Origin of the sequence: Nocardia sp. NPDC101769 (genome assembly GCF_044766925.1) — a bacterium.
Taxonomy (GTDB): domain Bacteria; phylum Actinomycetota; class Actinomycetes; order Mycobacteriales; family Mycobacteriaceae; genus Nocardia.
In genome coordinates, this window is sequence record NZ_JBIWMX010000005.1 from 133,143 (window position 1) to 153,267 (window position 20,125).

Below are 20,125 nucleotides of genomic sequence, written 5' to 3' on the forward strand. Positions count from 1 at the left end.
GATGGCCGCAGATCTACCCGCGGTCGGTGAATACCGTCCGCTATTGCTCGATGAATCGAATCCCCAGGATGCCGCTCGGCTCGCTGAATTACGTGTCGATTCGACGGTCAAATTTTCCGATTTGCGCGATTTGCTGCGTGCCGAATTCGAATCCCTGGTCGCCCCGCCGGAATTATCCGAAGGATCGGAATTCGATCGCTGGGTGTTCTATCCGTGGCGGAATATCGTCATCGGCCTGCCCGGCCCGCAACTGCTGCGGATCGTCCGTCTCGATCGCAACCGCAACAATCTCACCTACGCCGAACAGGAGCGGCTCGGCGCCCTGTCCGTCGGCGTGGTAGGGCAGAGCGTCGGCCACGCGGTGGCGTACACCCTTGCGCTGGAAGGTATCTGCGGCCGGCTGCGGCTCGCCGACTTCGACGCGGTCGAACTGATCAATCTGAATCGCCTCCCCGGCACCCTGTTCGATATCGGCGAGAACAAGGCGGTGGTCACCGCCCGGCGGATCGCCGAGCTCGATCCGTACCTGCCGGTGGAGGTGTGGCAGGAGGGCGTGACCGACGAAAACCTCGAGGCCTTCCTCGCGGATCTGTCGATCGTCGTCGACGAATGCGACTCCTTCGACATCAAACTCGCGCTGCGGGAGGGCGCCCGCAGTCGCCGGATGCCCCTGCTCATGCAGACCAGCGACCGTGGCCTGCTCGATGTGGAACGGTTCGACCTGGAGCCGGAGCGGCCACCGTTCCACGGGCTGATCGGCGATATCGGCACCGCCCAACTGCGCGGGCTGACCCCTCGGGAGAAGGCCCCGTACCTCATTCGAATCCTGGACGGCCGCAACCTGTCCAGCCGGGGCGCGGCCAGCATGGTCGAACTGGGCGAAAGCCTCAACAGCTGGCCGCAACTCGGCTCGGAGGTGCTGCACGGCGGTTCCAGCGTGGCGACCGCGGTGCGCCGTCTCGGCCTGGGCCTGAAACTGCCGTCCGGCCGGACCCGGCTGGACCTGGAGCGCAGCCTCGACGAGCTCGCCGAACCGGACCCGTTCGAAGATCTGGTTTGGACCGAGCCGCCGCCCGAGGAGCCCAGCCCGGAATCCGGGATCGCAGCCGTCCTGTTCTGCGCCCAGCGCGCGCCCTCGGTGGGCAATGCGCAGCCGTGGACCCTCGGCGTCAATGCCGGGTCCGTCACGATTTCGCTTGCGCCCGAACGCTCGTCGATCGTGGACATCGCCTACCGCGGCAGCGCGATGGCGGTGGGTGCGGCGCTGTACAACGCCAAGGCCGCGGCCGCCGCACTCGGCATTCTCGGCAACAGCGAGTTCCGAATCGACGGCCCGGGACAGCTCCGGGCGGTACTGCGACCGGGAACGAACACCGATCCGGTGCTGGCCCGCGACTACCCGGCCCTGCTCGCACGCCGAACCAATCGGCACTTCGGCAGCGGTGCGCCGATGCCCGCACCGGTGCTGGAAGCCCTGTCCGCTGTCGCCGCGGATGCCGGTGGCGTGCTGCGTGCTGTGACCGATCCCGCCGATATCGAGGGCCTCGCCCTGCTGCTCGGCGAGTCCGACCGGGTCCGATATCTGACTCCCCGCATGCATCGGGAGATGCTGTCCGAACTGCGGTGGCCGGGTGACGACGCGCGGACCGGCATGGACCTGCGCACGCTGGACCTCGCCGACGACGAATTGGCCAAGCTCGAGATCGCCCGTCGGGCCGACGTCATGGAGCTGGTGCGCGCCTGGGAGGGCGGTTTCGCGCTGGGTGAGTCTTCTCGCGGCCGGATCCGGACCAGCTCGGCCGTGGTGGCCGTGACCTTCCCCGCGCCGCTGCCGGACGACACGGCCGAATTGGTCGCCTACGCACGGGCAGGGGAGGCCGTTCAGCGGGTGTGGATCGAGGCCGAACGGCACGGTCTCGCGGTCCAGCCGATCTCGCCGGCCTTCCTCTACGTGCGACGCCCCGACGAGGTGGATAGGGTTTCCCCGGAGTTCGCCGATACACTAACGTCAGTTCAGGGCCGCTTCCTGGGCCTGTTGGGAGTGCCTGACAACGAGACAATGGCGGTGGTGCTTCGCCTCAGCTATGCGGTGGCGCCCACGGTTCGAAGCAGGCGACTTCCGATACCGGGCGCGGAAACCCGCGGTTAGCGTGATCGGAGAATGACGGTGCCTCGGCGAACACTCGACTCATTGGTGACCCAGGTCGCCTCCGAGTTGATGGCGGTCGACGCCACCACGATGGCGTCGGCGAGCGAGCGGGTGCTGTCCTGGCTGGTCGAGCATTTCGATGTCGATTTCAGTTTCCTGCGCTTCACCGACCAGAAGCAGCGGGCCTCGATCCTGATCGCGGAATGGCCGCCCCGGCCGGTGGCCGTCGACCCGGACCCGCTGCGGGTGGCCTACTTCGACCAGACCAATTCGGTGTTCGCGCAGTTCGAGCACGCCACCGAGCCCATGGTGCTGCGGGATAGCGGCGAGTTCCCCGACTATCAGCAGTTCATTCTGGAATCGACCGGGTACTCACAGGTGTCCGCCGCCGCGGTGCCGCTGGTGTCGCGTGACGTGTCTACGGGTCTGCTCGGTTTCATCAAGGTCGGCGATCGCGACTGGAGCACCCGGGAAGTCAATGTGCTCAAGGCGATCGCCGCGTTGTTCGCCCAGTTGCAGGCACGCGTGGAGGCCGAGGAGCGGCTCCGCTATATCGCCATGCACGATGATCTGACCGGGCTGGCGAACCGGCGGGCGCTGTTGGAACACATGGAGGATCGGCTCAGACCCGGCAGTCCGGGGCCGGTGGCGGCGTTCTTCCTGGATCTGGATCGGCTGAAGGCGCTCAATGACTTTCTCGGGCACACGGCCGGGGACAATTTCATCCGGACGCTCGCCACCCGCTTGCGCGAGAATTTGGATCCGGGTGACGTGATCGCCCGGCTGGGTGGCGACGAGTTCGTGATCGTGCCCGCCAAGCCGATGGACGCGGCTGCGGCCGAGCGTGAGGCGAGCCGGATTCAGCAGCTCGTCGCGCGGCGGGTGACCGTCGGCGAGGAGACGGTGAGCCGGGGCGCCAGCGTCGGGGTGGCGCTCGGTATTCCGGGCGAGACCACGGTCGCCGATGTGCTGCGGCGCGCGGATCACGCGCTGCTGTCGGCCAAGTCGAGCGGCGGCAACGGGGTCGCGGTGTTCACCGATGCCATGCGCGCGCAGTTCGAACTGCAGGACGACGTGGAGCTGAATCTGCGCGGCGCGGTGGCCGACGGTTCGCTGGTGCTGCACTATCAGCCCGAGGTGGATCTGCGGACCGGCCGGGTGGTCGCGCTGGAGGCCCTGGTGCGCTGGCAGCATCCGACGCGCGGGCTGCTGCCGCCCGGTGCGTTCGTGGGTGTCGCGGAGGCCACCAATCTGGCGGGGGAGCTGGGCCGCTGGGTGATTCGCACGGCCGCCGAGCAGTTCGCGCAGTGGCGGCGGCGGGGGCTGGCGTCGAATGTGGTGATCCGGATCAATGTGTCTCCGGTGCAGCTGGTTTCGCTGGATTTCGTGGAGACCATCGAGGGGATCCTGCGGCGGTACGGCATCGACGGGTCGTCGGTGTGCCTGGAGATCACCGAACATGTTGTGGTGCAGGATCTTGCGCGCACGCAGGTGACCCTGCGCGGGTTGAAGCGGATGGGCGTGCAGATCGCCATCGACGACTTCGGGACGGGGTATTCCTCGCTGTCGCACCTGAAGGCGCTGCCGGTGGACGCGGTGAAGATCGACCGGGGTTTCGTGCAGCGGCTGGGCGCCAGCGCGGATGATCTGGCGATAGTGAAATCGATTGTGGGACTGGCTGGTTCGTTCGGTCTCGGGGTGGTCGGCGAGGGTGTCGAGACCACCGTGGCGGCGCGCACGCTGGTGGCGCTGGGCTGCTACCGCGCGCAGGGGTTCCTGATCGCGCGGCCCATGCCGGGCGTTGAGGTCGAGGAGCATCTGGCGGCGGGGCGGATCGCGCTGGATCTGGACCTGCCGGGGACCAGTCGGTCGGTGCTGCCGGGGGCGTCCTGAGCCGGGGTCGGCGGTCCGGGGATCACGGTCCGGCGGTCCGGATGGGCACGACTCCCTAACGTCCCCGAACCGCGCGCGGAATCCAGGACCGGGGTGCGCGCGCCCAGGAAAATAGGGGCGTAACGGGCACTCGCCCAACTCGCGAACAGAATTGTTCGCGTAGTAGCGTGCGGTCTGACAGGGCTGTCGAAATGAGGGATGGATCGACGTGCGTGATCGTAGCCTGAGGGGCAAGAAGACTTTGATTACCGGCGCGGCGAGCGGCATCGGCCGGGCGACGGCACTGGCGGCGGCCCGCAAGGGCGCACGGCTGGTGCTCACCGACGTCAATGCCGAAGGGCTGGACGCGACCGTCGAAACCATCCGTTCCGCCGGCGGCATCGTCGAGGTCGCCAGCGCCCTCGACATCAGCGAATACGAGGCCGTCACCGCCTTCGCGGAGAAGGTCCACGAGGAGCTCGGCTCGCTGGACGTGCTGATGAACATCGCCGGCATCTCCACCTGGGGGACGGTGGAGAACCTGGAACATCGCCACTGGAAACGCCTGGTGGATGTGAACCTCATGGGTCCCATTCACGTCATCGAGAACTTCGTGCCGCCCATGATCGAGGCGAAACGCGGTGGCGCGCTGGTCAATGTGTCCTCGGCCGCCGGCCTCCTCGCTTTCCCCTGGCATGCCGCTTACAGCGCCAGCAAGTTCGGTCTGCGCGGTGTGTCGGAGGTGCTGCGCTTCGATCTGGCGCGCCACCACATCGACGTCCACCTGGTGGTGCCCGGCGCGGTCGACACGCCGCTGGTGCAGACCGTGGACATTGTCGGCGTGGATCGCGACGACCCGCGAATCCAGGCCTGGATCAAGCGCTTCCGTCACCACGCCAAGTCTCCCGACCAGGTGGCCGAGGCGATCCTGCGCGGTGTCGAGAAGGGCACCTACCTGATCCACACCCAGTTCGACATCCGGTTCGGCTACTGGTGGTCCCGCAAGTTCGCCTGGCCCTACGAGTTCGCCATGCGCCGCGCCAACGACCTGTTCACCTCGTTCCTGCCGCGCAAGTAGTCACGCCTGGTCGGGCGCGGGGGCGCAGACGGCCTTGGCGCAGTTCTCGGCGGCGTGGGTGTCCAGTACGCGCGCGCCGGGGCCCTCGTCGCCGAGGTGGTCGTGGGCATTGAAGATCTTGCAGACGCCCAGTGAGAGGCAGCCGCAGCCGATGCAGCCGGTGAGGTTGTCGCGCAGCCGGATCAGCTGTTCGATGCGGTCGTCGAGGTCGGCGCGCCAGGTGGTGGAGAGGGTTTCCCAGTCGCGGCGGGAGGGGTTGCGGCCGTCGGGGAGGTTGTCGAGGGCGCGGCGGATCTCGGCCAGCGGAATGCCGACCCGCTGTGAGATGCGGATGAATGCCACCCGGCGCAGGGTTTCCCGGGGGTAGCGGCGCTGATTCCCGCCGGTGCGGCGGGCCGTGATCAGGCCCTCTCGTTCGTAGAAATGCAAGGCGGACACCGAAACTCCGGCTCGCTGGGCGAGCTGACCGGGGGTCAGCTCCTTGGCCTGCCACGACGCGGTCTGCATACCTGAACATTACTCCAGGTTTTTCGACGGTGCGACTCCTGGGTTCTCCCAGGGTGCGACTCGAGGCGCGAATTGCATGCCAACCGTGCCACGGGGAACTACCGTCGTGTCATGGGAACAAAGGCCGCACCCACGGCGCGACCGTTTTCCGTGACCTCGGAGGTCGGTGCGCTGCGCACGGTGCTGTTACACCGGCCGGGCGACGAGCTGCGCCGGCTCACCCCGCGCAACAACGACCAGTTGCTGTTCGACGCCATTCCCTGGGTGGAGCGCGCCCAGCAGGAACACGACACCTTCGCCGAGGTGTTGCGCGGGCGTGGCGTGGAGGTGCTGCTGCTGGCCGATGTGCTGACCGAGACCATCCAGGTCAGCGGCGCCGCGCGGATACAGGGCATCTCGGGCGCGGTGGACGCGCGGCGACTCGGGCACGTACTCGCCGACGAGCTGGCCGCCCACCTGCGCGGGGTGCCCGCGCCGGAACTGGCGCAGATCCTCATGTCCGGCATGACATTCGACGAGCTGCCCCTTGGCGCGGACGCCACCTCACTGGTGCGCCGCATGCACCACGGGCACGACTTCGTCATCGACCCGCTGCCCAATCTGCTGTTCACCCGGGACTCCTCCTTCTGGATCGGGCCGCGGGTGGCCATCACCTCGCTGGCGCTGCCGGCCCGCGCCCGCGAAACCTCGCTCACCGACCTGATTTACGCCTTCCACCCCCGCTTCCTGGGCGTGCGACGGGCCTACGAATCGCACACCGCGCCGATCGAGGGTGGCGACGTGCTGCTGCTCGCGCCGGGCGTGGTGGCGGTCGGGGTGGGGGAGCGCACCACGGCGGCGGGAGCGGAAGCCTTGGCGCGCAGCCTGTTCGAGGACGATCTGGCGCGCACCGTGCTCGTGGTGCCGATCGCCCAGACCCGTGCGACCATGCATCTCGACACCGTCTGCACCATGGTGGACGTCGACGCGGTGGTCATGTACCCGGCCATTCAGGATGAGTTGTGCGCCTTCACCATTCGCAAGGAAGAGGGGCACGGGGTGAGCATCTCCGGCCCGGATCCCTTCCTGCGTGTGGCCGCCGAGGCCATGGGCATCGGCAAGCTGCGGGTGGTCGACACCGGTCTGGACGGCGTCACCGCCGAGCGGGAGCAGTGGGACGATGGCAACAACACTCTCGCTCTGGCCCCCGGCGTGGTGGTCGCCTACGAACGCAACGAGAACACCAATGCGCGGCTAGAAGACGCCGGAATCGAGGTGCTGCGCATCCCCGGCTCCGAATTGGGTTCCGGCCGTGGCGGTCCGCGCTGCCTGTCCTGCCCGTTGTCGCGTGACGAGGTGTGATGAAGCCATGCTGGACATCCCGGTCGACCACCACTCGACGGTCCCGCCGTACGAGCAGCTGCGCCAGGGCATCATCGCCCGGGTGCGCTCCGGCGAACTGGCCGCCGGGACCAAGATTCCCACGGTCCGGGCACTGGCGGCGACGCTGAAGCTGGCCCCGAACACGGTCGCCCGCGCCTACCGGGAGCTGGAGCAGGACGGCGTCCTCGAAACCCGCGGCCGCCTGGGCTCTTTCGTCGCCTCCTCCGGCGACCCCACCCGCGACCTGGCCGGCCGCGCCGCCACCGAATATGTCGCGGTGATCCGCCGACTCGGTCTCGACGACGCTGCCGCGGTGCGTTATCTGTACGCGGCGCTCGGAGAAACTCCCACGGTCAGTTGACCCTTCGGGTTCTCATCGCCAGCTCGGGAGCCACAGGTGGTCGTGCCAGTTGCCCGGGGTGATGGGCATGGCGGTCAGGATCGGCCAGAGCCAGATGAAATTGGCAATGACCAGGGCCAGGTAGAGACTGACCAGCAACAGGCCCAGGCCTTGCCGCTCACTGAGTGGTGTGAAGTGTTGCCAGCCAGGGGCTCCCGACAGCCGTCGCCCGCTGGGTGGGGCGTGGCCGAGGATGTCGCCGAGCGCCAGCGCCACACCCATGGCCAGGAACGGGGCCAGCGGCACCGCGTAGAAGTAGTACATCTGCCGGTCGAGGTCCAGGAACCAGGGCAGGATGCCCGCACCGTAGCCGACCAGGACAGCCGCGTAGCGCCAGTCGCGGCGCACCGCGCTGCGCCACAGCGCCCACGCCAGCATGGGGAAGGCCACCCACCACAGCGCGGGGGTGCCGATCGCCATCACGGCCTTCACACAGGCGGGCTGGCCGCAGCCGGTGACATTGGTGTCGGCGTAGTAGTAGAGCATCGGCCGCAGGCCCATGGGCCAGGTCCACGGCTTGGATTCCCAGGGATGGTGATTGCCGGCGGAATTGGTCAGCTGCGAGTGGAAGGTGAGCACCTCGCCGCCGTAGTACCAGAGCCCGCGCAGCGCGCTCGGCACCCAGGAGAAGTCGCCGCCGCGTCCGACCTTCACCCCGACCGCGTACCGGTCGTAGCTGGTCTCGTTGGCGAACCAGCCCCAGAAGGAGGCCAGGTACACGAACACCGGGATGACGGCGAGCGCGTAGACGGTGGGTCCGAGATCGCGTCTGGCCACACCCGCCCACGGCCGCTTCACCCGGTAGCCGCGGCGGGCCGAGAGATCGAAGGCCAGTGACAGCGCGGCGAAACCGACGATCCAGTACGCGCCGGACCATTTGGTGCCGCAGGCCAGCCCGAGCAGGACACCCGCGCCGAAGCGCCACCAGCGCACCCCGAATCGCGGCCCGTATGCGCTGTCGTCGATGCGGCCCTGCGCGGCCACCAGCGCGATGCGCGCCCGGATGTCGTCGCGGTCCACCACCAGGCAGCCGAAAGCCGCCGTCACGAACAGGGCTTGGAAGATGTCGAGCATGCCGATGCGGGAGGACACGAAGGTGAGCCCGTCGCAGATGATCAGAATGCCCGCGAACGCGCCGATCAGCGTGGACCGGGTCATGCGCCGGACGATGCGGATCACCAGCAGCACGATCAGCGTTCCGGAGATGGCCGCGGTGAACCGCCACCCCCACGGGGAGTAGCCGAAGATGGCCTCGCCCAGCGCGATCATCTGCTTGCCCACCGGCGGGTGCACCACCAGCCCGTAGGCGGGGTTGTCCTCCACGCCGCCGCCGGTGAGCACCTGCCAGCCCTGCGGCGCGTAGTGCTTCTCGTCGAAGACGGGCGTGTGCAGATCGGTCGGATAGTTGAGGAACAGGAACCGGGTGACGGCGGCGATGGCTGTGAGGAACAGCGTGACCACCCACCCTCGAGCCCAATCCGTGGGCCCGAAATCGGGTGAGGGCACCAGCGGAGCCGGACTCGACAGCGCCGCCGTCTCCGCCCCCACCGCTGCCGGTCGCACGTCGGTCACCTGGGTCACGCCGTCGATCGTAAGCGGTACCCGCCCCCGAGTCCCGCTGCGGTGAGGATGGAGGTTCGCGGCGCCGGTCGATCGCATCGATAGAGTCGGGGGCGAGTTGGCGGACCCTTCGAGGAGTAGGAGCACCATGAGCGCGGAGCCGAGTGCCGGCGGACGGCTGGTCTTGGCGGCCACTCCCATGGGCGATATCGGGGATGCCTCGCAGCGACTGCGGGACGCGCTGGTGTCCGCCGAGGTGGTGGCCGCTGAGGACACGCGGCGGACCCGTGCGCTGGCCAAGGCCTTGGATATCGAGATCACCGGCCGGGTGGTGAGCTTCTACGACCATGTGGAGACCGCGCGGATCCCGATGCTGCTCGACGAGATCGAGTCCGGCCGTACCGTACTGCTCGTCACCGATGCCGGGATGCCCTCGGTGAGCGATCCGGGCTATCGGATGGTGGCGGCCTGCGTGGAACGCGGCCTCCCGATCACGTGTCTGCCGGGCCCGTCCGCGGTGACCACCGCGCTCGCGCTGTCCGGCCTCCCGGTGGAGCGGTTCTGTTTCGACGGCTTCCCGCCCCGCAAGTCCGGCCAGCGCAGGGAGTGGCTGCGCACCCTCACCGCGGAGCCGCGGGCCGTCGTGTTCTTCGAGGCCCCGCACCGCCTGGCCGACTGCCTGGCCGATGCGGTCCAGGTGCTCGGCCCGCAGCGCCGCGCCGCAGTGTGCCGCGAGCTCACCAAGACCTACGAGGAGGTCGTGCGCGGCACGCTGGCCGAGCTGGCCGCATGGGCGGTCGAGGGCGCGCGCGGTGAGATCACCGTGGTTCTCGAAGGCGCGCAACCGGTTTCCGCCGAGCCCGCCGACCTGGTCGGCCAGGTGGAGGCGCTGATCGGCTCCGGGCTGCGGCTCAAGGACGCGTGTGCCGAGGTCTCCGCGGCCACGGGGGCCTCCCGCCGCGAACTCTACGACGCGGTGCTCGCCGCGCGGGCCGCCGAGTAGCCGGGCAGGGCTCGAGTAGCCGGGCAGGGCTCGGGACTGGCTCTCGAGTCTGATATCGCGGTGCGGGAATCACTCTCGGGGGTGAGGACCGTCCAGACCCGCGGTGCGACCATCGCGGGGTGATCTCGAATGAGGTGCGGCGGTCGGGAAGTATCGGTGCGATGGTCGGCGCCTACGTGGTGCTGGCGTTTCTGGCGTCCGGAGTTCTGCTTGCGGTGCAGGCGAATTCGGGGATCGACCCGGCGGCGCTGTCGCTGACGCAATTCGGGCCCGCGGTGGCGGTGGGGATCGTGGCCCTGGTGTGGCGGCAACGCCTGGCCGCCCTGCTGCCCGCGTCGGTGTCGTGGGACGTGGTGCGAGGACATGGCGTGGCGGTGGTGGTTTCGTGTGCGGCCATCGGCCTGTCGACCGCCGCGATGGCCTCCGACTCGATGAAGCCGCACGGTCCGGCGACGGTGGGCGGGGTGCCCTTCGCGGTGTTCGTGCTGCTCCAGCTGGCAGGGGCGGCGGGGGAGGAGGCGGGCTGGCGCGGATTCCTGCAGCCGGTGCTGGAGTCGCGGTATGCCCGGCCGGTGGCGATCGGGATCACCGGGGTGGTCTGGGCGGTGTGGCATGTGCAGGCGTTCGGGGCGGGACCCGCGGTGGCGGCGGCGTTTCTGGCAGCCGTCCTCGGATTCGCCTGCGTGCTGGGTTTTCTCGCGGTCGGCAGTTACTCGCAGCGGGTGCTGATCGGCACCGCCGGGCACTGGCTGATCAATGTGGCGCTGTACCTGGTGATGGGGGATGACACGCTGGGCGTGCCACAGCTGTACTACTACGCCGCAGCAGCGCTTGTCGTCGGTGCGGCCGTGTGGATTTCGCGCCGGGGAGCGGGCGTCCGCGTGACCGGGTGAGCGGCAGGCGCGGCCGAGATTTGTGCACTGTGAGTGTATGCAGCGGCCGGGGCGGCCGATGGCGGGACCGGTCAACCAGGCCACTGTTAGAGTGCCCGATCATGGTGCACGAAACCGATGTCCCGGCACGCGAATTGGCAATCGAGCCTTTCGTGCTGACCGATGACTTCTATCAGCACCCACACGCCGCATACGACCTGTTGCGTGCGCGCGGGCCCGCGCATTTCGTACGCTTCCCGGACGGCGGCGCCGGTTGGCTGATCACCGACTACGAGGCGGCCAAGGCGGCCTTCCTGAACCCTGCGATCAGCAAGGCCCTCAAATCCGAGGGCGCGCGGACGGCGCTGGCGGGTGATGGCGCGGGTGCTCAGGCGGCCGGCGCCATGTTCGGCGACATGATGCTCTTCTACGACCCGCCGGAGCACACCCGCCTGCGCACCCTTGTGAACCGGGCCTTCAGCAGCCGTGCGGTGCGTGAATTGGCCTCGCGCATCACCGAATTGGCCGATGCGCTGCTCGCCGATCTGGCCGCCGCTGCCGCCGCCGATCAGGATCTGCTGGACCGCTACGCCTTCCCGCTGCCCATGCTGGTCATCTGCGAACTGCTCGGTGTGCCCCAGGCGGATCGCGACGACTTCCGCGCCTGGTCCACCACCCTGGTCTCCAATGACGAGACCGTCGAGGCCCGCGGGGCCGCGGTGCAGCAGTTCCTCGCCTACATCGATCAGCTCATCCACACCAAGCGCGACGATCCCTCCGATGACCTGCTCTCCGAACTCATCTCGGTCAGCGAGGACGGCGACCGGCTCTCGCACCGTGAGCTGATCAGCATGGTGTTCCTGCTGCTGGTCGCGGGTTTCGAGACCACCGTGAACCTCATCTCGAACGCGGTCGCGATCCTGCTGACGGACAAGGACGTCCGGACCGCACTGGCCGAAACACCCGATCGGGTACCGGATTTCGTGGAGGAGGTGCTGCGCTACGAGTCGCCGGCGAGCGAGGCCACCTTCCGCTACACCACCGTCCCGGTCACCCTGGGTGGCGTCGAAATCCCCGCCGGTCAGCGCCTTCTGGTGTCCATGGCGGCCGCCGACCGCGACCCGGCCCGCTTCGCCGATCCGCACCGCGTGGATCTGGACCGCACCGACAAGAACCACCTCGCCTTCGGCCACGGCGTCCACCGCTGTGTCGGCGCGCCCTTGGCGCGCATGGAGGGCGGGATCGCGCTGAGCCGTCTGCTGGCGACCTACCCGGATCTGGAATTGGCCGCCGGGGCTGAGCTGGTCTGGCGCAAATCCCTGATCGTGCGGGGTCTCACCGCCCTGCCGGTGCGGCTTCGTCCCTGAACCGGGCGTCGGCCCGTCGAGATGTGCGCACCACGAAGGGGGTTGTGCGCCCATCTCCGCGGGCCGACGCGCGCGGGCCGACGCGCGCGGGCCGAATCGGTTCCCGCCGGCGGCGGGTCCGGCCCGGTTCGCGGGTGCGCCGAGTTCAATGGCGAACATCGGCGGCCCTCGGAAACGCAGCTGTGTGTCCGCGAGCGGGATTCGCGCCACGCAGCTGCGTCACCGGAGCGTCAGGACGTGGCGGGACTCGGTTTCTGCAGAAAGTCCCCGATCTGCTGGACGGCCTCCGCCGCCTCCGGGTGAAACGACCAGTAGATCTGGAAGCAGTGCCCATCGACGGCGAAGCTGTCGTGGCGGACCGCGACTTCGGCAGTGCGTAGCCGCGCGACGAGTCGATGGGTATTGCGTCCCAGCCCGTCGAACTCACTCGATTGCACCAGGGTGGGCGGCAGACCGGTGAGATCCGCGCACATCGGATTGGCCTCGGGATCGGTGGCCGGGCGTCCCGCCAGGTAGGCGTTCTGAAACCGCATGTGCTGTTCCACATCCGCCGGCGGGTCGTCTTCCGGGGCATAGAAGTCGACGGCGGGACAGATCAGGACGGTCGCGCTCGGCATGGGCAGCCCGGCGTCGCGTGCCCGAGCCAGCATCGCGAGGACCAGCATGCCCCCGGTCGAATCGCCCACCAGCGCAATCTGCTCCGGCTGCCGTCCGTGGGCCAGCAGCCACCGGTAGGCGGTGAGCACATCGTCGAGGGCCGCGGGGAACGGATGTTCCGGGGCGAGGCGGTATTCCGGGACCAGCACCCGGGTGTGCCCGGCTTGCGCGACCGCGCCCGCCATGCCGCGGTAACCGTAGGCCGAGCCCATCATGAAGCCGCCGCCGTGCACGTAGATCGCCGTCGACTCCGTGTCGTCGGTGGGCACGAGCTGGATCCCGGGCACGCCTCCCGTATTGACCGGCTCCAGCGTGACCCCCTCGGGCATGGGGAACTCCGCGTGCATGAGTTCGAAGGCCGATCGCATCGGCGCCAGATCGCCGTTGAAGGTCTCCTCCACCGGATTCCACAGCCGGTCCATGCGGGCCGAGAGCTCGCCGCCCGCCGCGCGGGCCGCCGTCAGGGCGCTGTCCAGGTCGGCGAGCACGTCACGGGTTCGATCCAGCAGCGCCGTGCCCGCGGGAGTGAGGCCCACGCTGCGGGTATTGCGATGGAAGAGATCGCAGCCAACCAGCTTTTCCAATGACCGGATGGTCCGGCTGAGCGCGGGCTGGGTGACGTAGAGCCGCTGCGCCGCCCGGCCGAAGTTCAATTCCTCGGCGACCGCGACGAAGGCCCGCAGATGCCGGAGTTCCACGCCCTCGGGGGTCTGCGGTAGCGGCTCGACCATGCGCCCGAGTATGCCCGCCCCGCATTCATTCCGCAGGGGCATCGCTGTCTTGCGAACCCGGCAATTCCATGGGCTTTCCGAAACTGCGACCGTAGACGCATGGGAAAAATTGTTGCAGGGCAGTACCTTTCACTGGACGGTGTGACCGAGAGCGGCTGGACCGGTCTCGCCCCGTCGATCTCACCGACCGATCCGCACACCGGGCCGTATTTCAACGATGCCGAGGTGCAGCAGGCCGTGGGCGCAATCATGGCGGGCAATGACGCCATGCTCCTGGGGCGCACCACCTACGAGGGCCTGAAACCCTTCTTCACCAGCCAGTCCGGCCCGTACTTCGACGCCGTCAACGCCATGTCCAAGTACGTGGTGTCCACGACGCTGGAGACCACCGACTGGGCCAACACCACCATCCTGCGAGACAACCTGGCCAAGGAGATCGGCGCGCTCAAGGAACGGCACCAGCACATCGGCATCGGCGGCAGCGGCACCCTGGTGCGCTACCTGATCGCCGAGAACCTGCTCGACGAGCTGCACCTGCTGGTGTTTCCGCTGATCCTGGGCGGTCCGGGCGCGCGATTCTTCACCCCGGACCAGATGCCGGCCACTTTCGCCCTGACCGACTGCCGTCCCCTGGACTGCGGTGTGGTGAACCTGGTCTACACCCGGCAGGAGGCCACGGCATGAGCCGCCGCGTCACCGCCAATGTCTACCTCTCCCTCGACGGCGTGGTGGAAGCTCCGGAGAACTGGCACTTTCCGTACCACGACGACGCGACCGAGGAAGCGGTGATGGCGGGCCTGCGCGCCGCCGACACCCTGCTGCTGGGCCGCAAGACCTACGACATCTTCGCCGCCGCCTGGCCGGACCGGGAAGGGGAGATGGCCGACTGGTTCAACTTGACGCCGAGATTGGTGGTGTCATCGACGCTGCGGGATCCGGAGTGGAAGTACACGACTGTGCTGGCCCCCGACCGGCTCGTCGAGGAGCTCACCGAGCTCAAGGAAAAGCCGGGCCTGGCAATCGCCGTGCACGGCAGCATCACCCTGGTGCGGACGCTGCTCGAGCACGGGCTGCTGGACGATCTCGTCCTCATGCTGCACCCCCTCGTCGTGGGCTCGGGTGAACGGATGTTCCCCGAGAATGGCCCCCGGCTCCCCTTACGGCTCACCGCCGCAACCACTTTCGGCAGCGGCATCCAATCCCTGACTTACACCAAGGACATCTGATGGAACCCACCAAAGGCTTCGTAGACTCCAAGGACGGCACCTCGATCGCCTACACCCGATACGGTTCGGGCCCGGCGGTCGTGCTCATCGACGGCGCGCTCGCCGCCCAGGAGTTCGGCCCCAACAAGTCACTCGCCGAGGCACTTTCGAGCCGCTACACCGTCTACACCTACGACCGGCGCGGCCGGGGCGAGAGCGGCGACAACCTGCCGGCCGACATCGAGCGCGAATTCGAGGATCTCGACGCGGTCATCGACCTGGCCGCGGGACCGGTGATGCTGTATGCCATCTCGTCGGGCGGCGGCCTGGTGCTGGACTACCTGCGCAGCGGCCGCACGGTGCGCAAGGTCGCGCTCTACGAGGTGCCGTTCGTGATCGACGACAACACCCGTCCGCCGGTCCCGGCCGACTATGTCGAGCATCTGAATTCGCTGTTGGCCCAGGGCAAGAACGGTGATGCGGTCAAGTACTTCATGCGGGCGGGCGTGCATCTGCCCGCCCTGATGGTGGCCGCGTTCCCGCTCTTCCCGGGCTGGAGTCACCTCAAGACGGTGGCGCCGACCATGGCGTATGACATCCAGTACGTCCAGGCGTTCCAACGGGGCCGCAAGCTTCCGGCCGATCGCTGGGCCGGGCTCGACCTGCCGGTCGCCGTGATCGCCGGCAGCAAGAGCCCCGCCTGGATGCGCAATGCCAATGCCGCACTGGCCCAGGCGATTCCGGGTGCCTCGCACCGGGTCTTGCCCGGCCAGACTCACCTGGTCAAGGCGCCCGTGCTGGCACCCGCGCTGATCGAATTCTTCGGCTGAAGCTTTCTCCGACTACCCGGGGCCCACCAGTTGGCGGGCCCCATCAGCTTGACCAGGGCCGGAACCAGCAGCATGCGCACCAGGGTGGCGTCGATGACCAGGGCGATCACCATGCCCAGGCCGAGGAAGCGCATGGGCGTGAGGGGGGAGAGCGTGAACGCCCCGGTGATGAGCACGAGCAGCGTTGCGGCGGCGGTGATCACGCGGGCCGTCTGGACGGTGCCGACGCGTACCGACTCCTCGGTGTCCGCGCCCGCATCGTGCGCCTCGACCATGCGGGACAGCAGGAACACCTCGTAGTCGGTGGAGAGTCCGAAGACCACGGCGATGATCAGGACCATCATGCCCGCCGACAGCGGCCCGACGCTGACGTGCAGCGCACCGGCCAGATGACCCTGATCGAAGATCCAGGTCAGCACGCCGAAGGTGGCCGTCAGGCTCAGGAAGGCCATCAGCACGGCCTTGAGCGGCAGGACGATCGACCGGAAGGCCATGGCCAGCATGAGCAGGGTGACCGCGACCATGACCACGACCATGAGCGGCAGCCGGTCCAGGACGGCCGCGATGCTGTCGACGGTGCTGGCGCTCTCGCCGCCGACCCGCAGGTCAAGTCCGTCCAGGCGCAGGTCACGCAGGTCGCGCACGACATCCTGGGCCTTCGGCGAGCGGTCCGGCGCGGCCAGTGCGGCGTGGATGACGGTGGTGTCGTCGCGGGTGTCCAGGGTCATGGCCTGCCGCACGCCCGGCACGCCGCTGATCTCGCGCAGCGCCCGGCTGATGGACGCCGGAGTCGGTGCGCTGCCGTCGGTTTCGCGCACCAGAATGGTCGCGCCGCTGTTCGCGGCCGGGAAGTGCGCGGTCAATTCCTCGACGGCGAGCCGGGTTTCATTGCCGGCGGGCAGCGCGGTGTGGTCGACATCGCCGAGCCGGACCCCGCTCAGCGGCGCGGCCAGCACCAGCAGGATCGCGCCCACCGCGATGGCGACCGCACCCGGCCGCCGCATGACGGCGGTGACCACGCGGCCCCAGAACCGTTGCGCCCGTTCCTCGGAGCGCTCGAAGGCGTCGGCCCGCCAGCTCCACTTGCCGATCCGCGGGCCCAGCAGGGCGAGAATCGCGGGCAGCGCCGTCACCGACAGCGCGGCGGCCAGCCCCACCGCCGCGATGGCTCCGAAGCCCAGTGACCGCAGCACCGCCAGCGGGAACACGAAGGTCCCCGCGAACGCGCACATGAGCAGGAGCGCTGAGAACAACACGGTGCGCCCGGCGGTCTGCAGGGTACGGGTGACGGCCTCCTCGGCCGAACGGCCCTGCCCGAGCTCCTCCCGGAACCGCCCGACGATGAAAAGCCCGTAGTCGATGGCCAATCCGAGCCCCAGCAGCGACACCACGTTCATGGCGAAGACGCTGACCTCGGTCATCCGGGCGATGATGCCGACCGCCCCCAGCGCGCCCACCACCGCGAGCGTGCCGATCAGGACGGGCAGCGAAGCCGCCACCACCCCGCCGAACACCAGCACCAGCACGATGGCGGTGAGCGGGATCGAAATGGATTCGGCCAGCACCAGATCGTGGCGTGACTGCGCGCTGATGGTGTCGGCGAGCGCGCTGTACCCGGTCAGTTCGGTGGTGAGCCCCGGAACACGCAGTGCCGCCGCGATTTTCGGATACTCCGCGACCCGCTGATCGTCATTGCCGGCCGAGAACGCGACGGCCACCGCCTGCCGCCCGTCCGAGGAGCGCAGATACTGTGATCGCGGGCTGTTCCAATAGGTTTCGACCGGGCGATCCAGCAGGGCCGGATCGATCGTTCCCACCGCCGCCGTCACTCTCTGCCCGATATCGGCGAGCGACTGCCCCTCGGGCGCGGTATAGATGGCGATCACGTCCGGATTCTGCGGCCCCAGCCGCTGTGTGACCCAGCTGTCCACCGCGGCCGATTCACCATCCGGCACCACGAATCCGGCCGAACTCACCCGCTGCTGCAGCCCCGCCGCGAACAGCCCACAGGCCAGCGCGAACAACACCGCCGCCACGAGGAAGGTCTTCGGCCGCCGCACCACCACCCGCGCCCACGCGGCAATGAATCGACCCGATTCGCCGCCACCGCTGAGCTTCTCGTCGCCGGTCAAGATGAACTCCGATCTCTGGGAGGGCGGGGGGCTCGGGAACGTCGGGTTGGATCAGCGGGGTCAGGGTGCCGTGGGCGAATTGGTCGGCGTCAGTTCGGATTCCAGCGTTCGGACGATGCGGTCCAGCAGGGCGTCCAGGCGTTCCGGGATGCCGCGTCCGCTGCGGGCGGAGACGGTGAGTTCGGTGCGTCCGCCGCACTCGGTCATGCCGATGAGCAGCGGCATGGCGACACTGTGCTGCGGCATGACCTTGATGGCGGTGGGGGCGAACCCGGGGACCGCCAGTGCGTCGAGGTCGTAGCGGCCCATGTGGGAGACGGTGGCGGAGGCCAGGTTCCGGCCGGTGCGCGAGCCGAGCAGATTCAGCGCGCGCAGCAGTCCGCGCCCCGCCGCCTGCGGCAGGTATTTCAGGCCGCCGTTGTCCATCTGGTTGAGCTCGCGGTTCTCCTTCAGGCCCGCGCGCTTGATCTCGTTGAGCTGGGTCCAGTCCATGCCCGGCCGCACGTCCAGGAACAGCGGCAGCGCGAGGTTCGCGGTGGACCGCAGTGCCGGGTCGTGACGGCGGATGTCGACCGGGATCATGATGCGCGAGATGGGCCCGCCCTCCTCGGCGAGCAGTGCGGCCACCCGCATGAGCGCGCCCGGCCCGGTCGCGTGAATGGTGCGGGTGCGCAACAGGTGCCGGTGTTCGCCCGGTTCCTGCCGCCCGTGCCCGATCGCCGAGCGGAAGCGCGGCAGCATGAGCGTGGGCCGCCCGGGCGCGCCGACCTTGCGTACCAGTTCGGCGTCGGCGATCGGATCGGGCGCACCGACGGGTTCCTCACCGCGCAGCACCCGCAGCACATCGGTGGCCCACATGACCATGCCCATCCCGTCCATGACGCCGTGGAAGACCCGGAACACCAGGGTGGTCGGCCCCTTCTTGCCCTCGGGTAGGTCGGCCGTGAGCAGCAGCACCTCCACGGTGGCGTCCGGGGTCGGCCCGATCGGGCTGGTGAGCACCGGATCCGCCTCCAGCGCCGGGTATTCCAGCGCGTGGTCCACCACCCGCACGCTCGGCGCGACCCCGCTGTCCACCCACTGCTTGCCGTCGCGGACCAGCCGCGCACCCGGATTGGCGTCCGCGGCGGTGGCGACCGCGCGCCGCAGCGCCTCCGGATCGATGCTGCCCTGGCCCTCCACCACCAGCTGCATCAGGAACGGCGGGGCCAGATCCCGCATCGGGAAGTAGATGAGCTCGGTGGGGGAGATGGGACGGCGGAACATGTGCGTACCCCTGCCTAGATCTTCTCGGTCAATGCCACGATGCCGCCCTGGGTTTCGAGCCAGGCCAGGAACTCGGTCAGCCCGGTCTCGCGGTCCACGACCGGCTGGTAGCCGAAATCCCGCGTGGCGGCCGAGGTGTCGTAGGTGGCGGTGCGGGTCATCAGCGCCACCACGTACCGCGTCAGCGGCGGTGACCACCGGGTGGCGACGAACGGCAGGCGCCAGACGGTTTCGATGGTGGCCACCGCGGCGGAGAGCACCCCCGGATTCGGCTGCCGGGTCGGCTTCGGATAACCGAGGCCGGTGGCCACCTCGCCGAGGAAGCCCCACACGTCGGTCTGCTCGGCGTCGGCGATGAAATACGCCTTGCCGCCGACCTGCTCGGAGCGGACCGCCAGGACGGCCGCCTCGGCGATGTTCCGCACATGACACAGCGAGGCCATCACCTGCTTGCCGTAGGACAGGTCCGGCAGCGTGCCCGCGGCCGCCCGCCCGAGCAGCCGCACGATAGGCCCGGACCGGTCGCCGGCGCCCCAGATGGCGCGGGGCCGCAGCGCGCAGGCCGTGAATTCGGCCGTGTTGGAAGCCAACACGGCACGTTCGGCCGCGGCCTTGGTCTCCGAGTACACGTTCAGGTAGCGGCTCGGGTACGGCACCGATTCGTCGATGTCCACCTGATCGCCGCCGTCGCGGTCCATGAGCGCGCTGGGGCTGGAGATGAACACGAACCGCGAGGCCCCATTGCGCTTGGCGGCGCGCAGCAGATTCTCGGTGGCCGTGACGTTCTCGGCCACGAACTGCGCCCGGGTGCCGCGGTCGTCGACCCGTGCCGCGCTGTGGAACACCACGTCCACGCCCTTGGTGGCGCGTTCGAGCGACACCTGATCAGTGAGATCGCCGGTGATGATCTCGACCTCGTCGATGACCTCGTACAGGTCACGCAGATTGCTGGTGGGCCGGGCCAGGATGGCCACCTCGAAGCCGCCGTCCCGGAGAAGGCGGCGCACGATCGCCCCGCCGAGAAACCCGGACGCCCCCGTTACCAGTGCCTTCACGCTCTATCCTCTCCGCATGATCGGGGGCGCCGCGTGGTTACGCAGGCAAGCGCCGGGTGGTGGAGCGACTCCTCCGCGC

Annotated in this window: 17 protein-coding genes; 11 read left to right on the top strand and 6 right to left on the bottom strand. The window is 68.9% G+C overall.

What is annotated here, in order from left to right:
* The first annotated feature begins 1 nt into the window (after window position 1).
* The 3 genes from ACIRRA_RS11435 (at window position 2) to ACIRRA_RS11445 (ending at window position 5,099) form a co-directional block, all read left to right on the top strand.
* Window positions 2-2,149 carry an Rv1355c family protein gene (locus tag ACIRRA_RS11435; protein WP_402766284.1) on the top strand — a complete coding sequence of 716 codons (2,148 nt, stop codon included), beginning with the start codon at window positions 2-4 and terminating at the stop codon, window positions 2,147-2,149.
* 12 nt (window positions 2,150-2,161) lie between these two features.
* On the top strand, window positions 2,162-4,042 hold the full coding sequence (locus ACIRRA_RS11440) for a putative bifunctional diguanylate cyclase/phosphodiesterase (RefSeq protein ID WP_402766287.1): 1,881 nt from the start codon (window positions 2,162-2,164) through the stop codon (window positions 4,040-4,042).
* 208 nt (window positions 4,043-4,250) lie between these two features.
* The gene (locus ACIRRA_RS11445) at window positions 4,251-5,099 is read left to right on the top strand and encodes an SDR family oxidoreductase (protein ID WP_402766289.1); all 849 of its coding nucleotides are present in this window, start codon (window positions 4,251-4,253) and stop codon (window positions 5,097-5,099) included.
* Here the strand turns inward: ACIRRA_RS11445 and soxR are convergent, their stop codons facing one another.
* Window positions 5,100-5,606 carry a redox-sensitive transcriptional activator SoxR gene (gene soxR, locus ACIRRA_RS11450; RefSeq protein ID WP_402766291.1) on the bottom strand — a complete coding sequence of 169 codons (507 nt, stop codon included), beginning with the start codon at window positions 5,604-5,606 and terminating at the stop codon, window positions 5,100-5,102.
* A 111-nt stretch (window positions 5,607-5,717) separates the two neighbouring features.
* Between soxR and arcA the strand changes: the two genes are divergently transcribed.
* Together arcA and ACIRRA_RS11460 are read left to right on the top strand one after the other, a co-directional pair.
* The gene (arcA, locus tag ACIRRA_RS11455) at window positions 5,718-6,947 is read left to right on the top strand and encodes an arginine deiminase (RefSeq protein ID WP_402766294.1); all 1,230 of its coding nucleotides are present in this window, start codon (window positions 5,718-5,720) and stop codon (window positions 6,945-6,947) included.
* Between the two features lie 7 nt (window positions 6,948-6,954).
* Entirely contained in the window at window positions 6,955-7,329 is a 375-nt protein-coding gene (locus ACIRRA_RS11460) for a GntR family transcriptional regulator (RefSeq protein WP_356995528.1), read from the top strand.
* Window positions 7,330-7,341: 12 nt separating this feature from the next.
* Here ACIRRA_RS11460 and ACIRRA_RS11465 read toward each other — a convergent pair whose 3' ends face one another.
* Window positions 7,342-8,949 (bottom strand): dolichyl-phosphate-mannose--protein mannosyltransferase, encoded by a 1,608-nt coding sequence (locus ACIRRA_RS11465; RefSeq protein ID WP_402766297.1) that lies wholly within the window; start codon window positions 8,947-8,949, stop codon window positions 7,342-7,344.
* Between the two features lie 127 nt (window positions 8,950-9,076).
* Between ACIRRA_RS11465 and rsmI the strand changes: the two genes are divergently transcribed.
* From rsmI to ACIRRA_RS11480, 3 genes are all read left to right on the top strand, one after another.
* A complete protein-coding gene (rsmI, locus tag ACIRRA_RS11470) occupies window positions 9,077-9,931 on the top strand; it encodes a 16S rRNA (cytidine(1402)-2'-O)-methyltransferase (RefSeq protein ID WP_402766299.1) in 855 nt (284 codons plus the stop codon).
* Between the two features lie 119 nt (window positions 9,932-10,050).
* Entirely contained in the window at window positions 10,051-10,824 is a 774-nt protein-coding gene (locus tag ACIRRA_RS11475) for a lysostaphin resistance A-like protein (protein ID WP_402766302.1), read from the top strand.
* Window positions 10,825-10,925: 101 nt separating this feature from the next.
* Window positions 10,926-12,170, top strand: a complete 1,245-nt coding sequence (locus tag ACIRRA_RS11480; RefSeq protein ID WP_402766305.1) for a cytochrome P450 — start codon at window positions 10,926-10,928, stop codon at window positions 12,168-12,170.
* A gap of 230 nt (window positions 12,171-12,400) precedes the next feature.
* Here the strand turns inward: ACIRRA_RS11480 and ACIRRA_RS11485 are convergent, their stop codons facing one another.
* A complete protein-coding gene (locus tag ACIRRA_RS11485) occupies window positions 12,401-13,558 on the bottom strand; it encodes an alpha/beta hydrolase fold domain-containing protein (RefSeq protein ID WP_402766308.1) in 1,158 nt (385 codons plus the stop codon).
* 99 nt (window positions 13,559-13,657) lie between these two features.
* Between ACIRRA_RS11485 and ACIRRA_RS11490 the strand changes: the two genes are divergently transcribed.
* The 3 genes from ACIRRA_RS11490 to ACIRRA_RS11500 are packed head-to-tail and all read left to right on the top strand — an operon-like array spanning window position 13,658 to window position 15,593.
* Window positions 13,658-14,242, top strand: a complete 585-nt coding sequence (locus tag ACIRRA_RS11490; RefSeq protein ID WP_402766311.1) for a dihydrofolate reductase family protein — start codon at window positions 13,658-13,660, stop codon at window positions 14,240-14,242.
* On the top strand, window positions 14,239-14,784 hold the full coding sequence (locus tag ACIRRA_RS11495; protein WP_402766313.1) for a dihydrofolate reductase family protein: 546 nt from the start codon (window positions 14,239-14,241) through the stop codon (window positions 14,782-14,784). Before ACIRRA_RS11490 ends, ACIRRA_RS11495 begins: the two co-directional genes overlap by 4 nt.
* Entirely contained in the window at window positions 14,784-15,593 is an 810-nt protein-coding gene (locus tag ACIRRA_RS11500) for an alpha/beta fold hydrolase (RefSeq protein ID WP_402766316.1), read from the top strand. The genes ACIRRA_RS11495 and ACIRRA_RS11500 overlap by 1 nt, the downstream gene beginning before the upstream one ends.
* Here ACIRRA_RS11500 and ACIRRA_RS11505 read toward each other — a convergent pair.
* The 3 genes from ACIRRA_RS11505 to ACIRRA_RS11515 all read right to left on the bottom strand — a co-directional run bounded on the left by ACIRRA_RS11505 (window position 15,539) and on the right by ACIRRA_RS11515 (window position 20,046).
* Entirely contained in the window at window positions 15,539-17,677 is a 2,139-nt protein-coding gene (locus ACIRRA_RS11505) for an MMPL family transporter (RefSeq protein WP_402766595.1), read from the bottom strand. The two genes, ACIRRA_RS11500 and ACIRRA_RS11505, sit on opposite strands and share 55 nt — an antisense overlap.
* A 108-nt stretch (window positions 17,678-17,785) precedes the next feature.
* Window positions 17,786-18,991 carry a peptide synthetase gene (locus tag ACIRRA_RS11510; protein WP_402766318.1) on the bottom strand — a complete coding sequence of 402 codons (1,206 nt, stop codon included), beginning with the start codon at window positions 18,989-18,991 and terminating at the stop codon, window positions 17,786-17,788.
* A 14-nt stretch (window positions 18,992-19,005) separates the two neighbouring features.
* Window positions 19,006-20,046 (bottom strand): NAD-dependent epimerase/dehydratase family protein, encoded by a 1,041-nt coding sequence (locus ACIRRA_RS11515; protein ID WP_402766320.1) that lies wholly within the window; start codon window positions 20,044-20,046, stop codon window positions 19,006-19,008.
* Window positions 20,047-20,125 lie beyond the last annotated feature (79 nt).

Coding starts and splice junctions, on each gene's coding strand:
- ACIRRA_RS11435 (WP_402766284.1), top strand. CDS start 2: ATGGCCGCAGATCTACCCGCGGTCGGTGAATACCGTCCGCTATTGCTC.
- ACIRRA_RS11440 (WP_402766287.1), top strand. CDS start 2,162: ATGACGGTGCCTCGGCGAACACTCGACTCATTGGTGACCCAGGTCGCC.
- soxR (WP_402766291.1), bottom strand. CDS start 5,606: ATGCAGACCGCGTCGTGGCAGGCCAAGGAGCTGACCCCCGGTCAGCTC.
- arcA (WP_402766294.1), top strand. CDS start 5,718: ATGGGAACAAAGGCCGCACCCACGGCGCGACCGTTTTCCGTGACCTCG.
- ACIRRA_RS11460 (WP_356995528.1), top strand. CDS start 6,955: ATGCTGGACATCCCGGTCGACCACCACTCGACGGTCCCGCCGTACGAG.
- rsmI (WP_402766299.1), top strand. CDS start 9,077: ATGAGCGCGGAGCCGAGTGCCGGCGGACGGCTGGTCTTGGCGGCCACT.
- ACIRRA_RS11480 (WP_402766305.1), top strand. CDS start 10,926: ATGGTGCACGAAACCGATGTCCCGGCACGCGAATTGGCAATCGAGCCT.
- ACIRRA_RS11485 (WP_402766308.1), bottom strand. CDS start 13,558: ATGGTCGAGCCGCTACCGCAGACCCCCGAGGGCGTGGAACTCCGGCAT.
- ACIRRA_RS11490 (WP_402766311.1), top strand. CDS start 13,658: ATGGGAAAAATTGTTGCAGGGCAGTACCTTTCACTGGACGGTGTGACC.
- ACIRRA_RS11495 (WP_402766313.1), top strand. CDS start 14,239: ATGAGCCGCCGCGTCACCGCCAATGTCTACCTCTCCCTCGACGGCGTG.
- ACIRRA_RS11500 (WP_402766316.1), top strand. CDS start 14,784: ATGGAACCCACCAAAGGCTTCGTAGACTCCAAGGACGGCACCTCGATC.
- ACIRRA_RS11510 (WP_402766318.1), bottom strand. CDS start 18,991: ATGTTCCGCCGTCCCATCTCCCCCACCGAGCTCATCTACTTCCCGATG.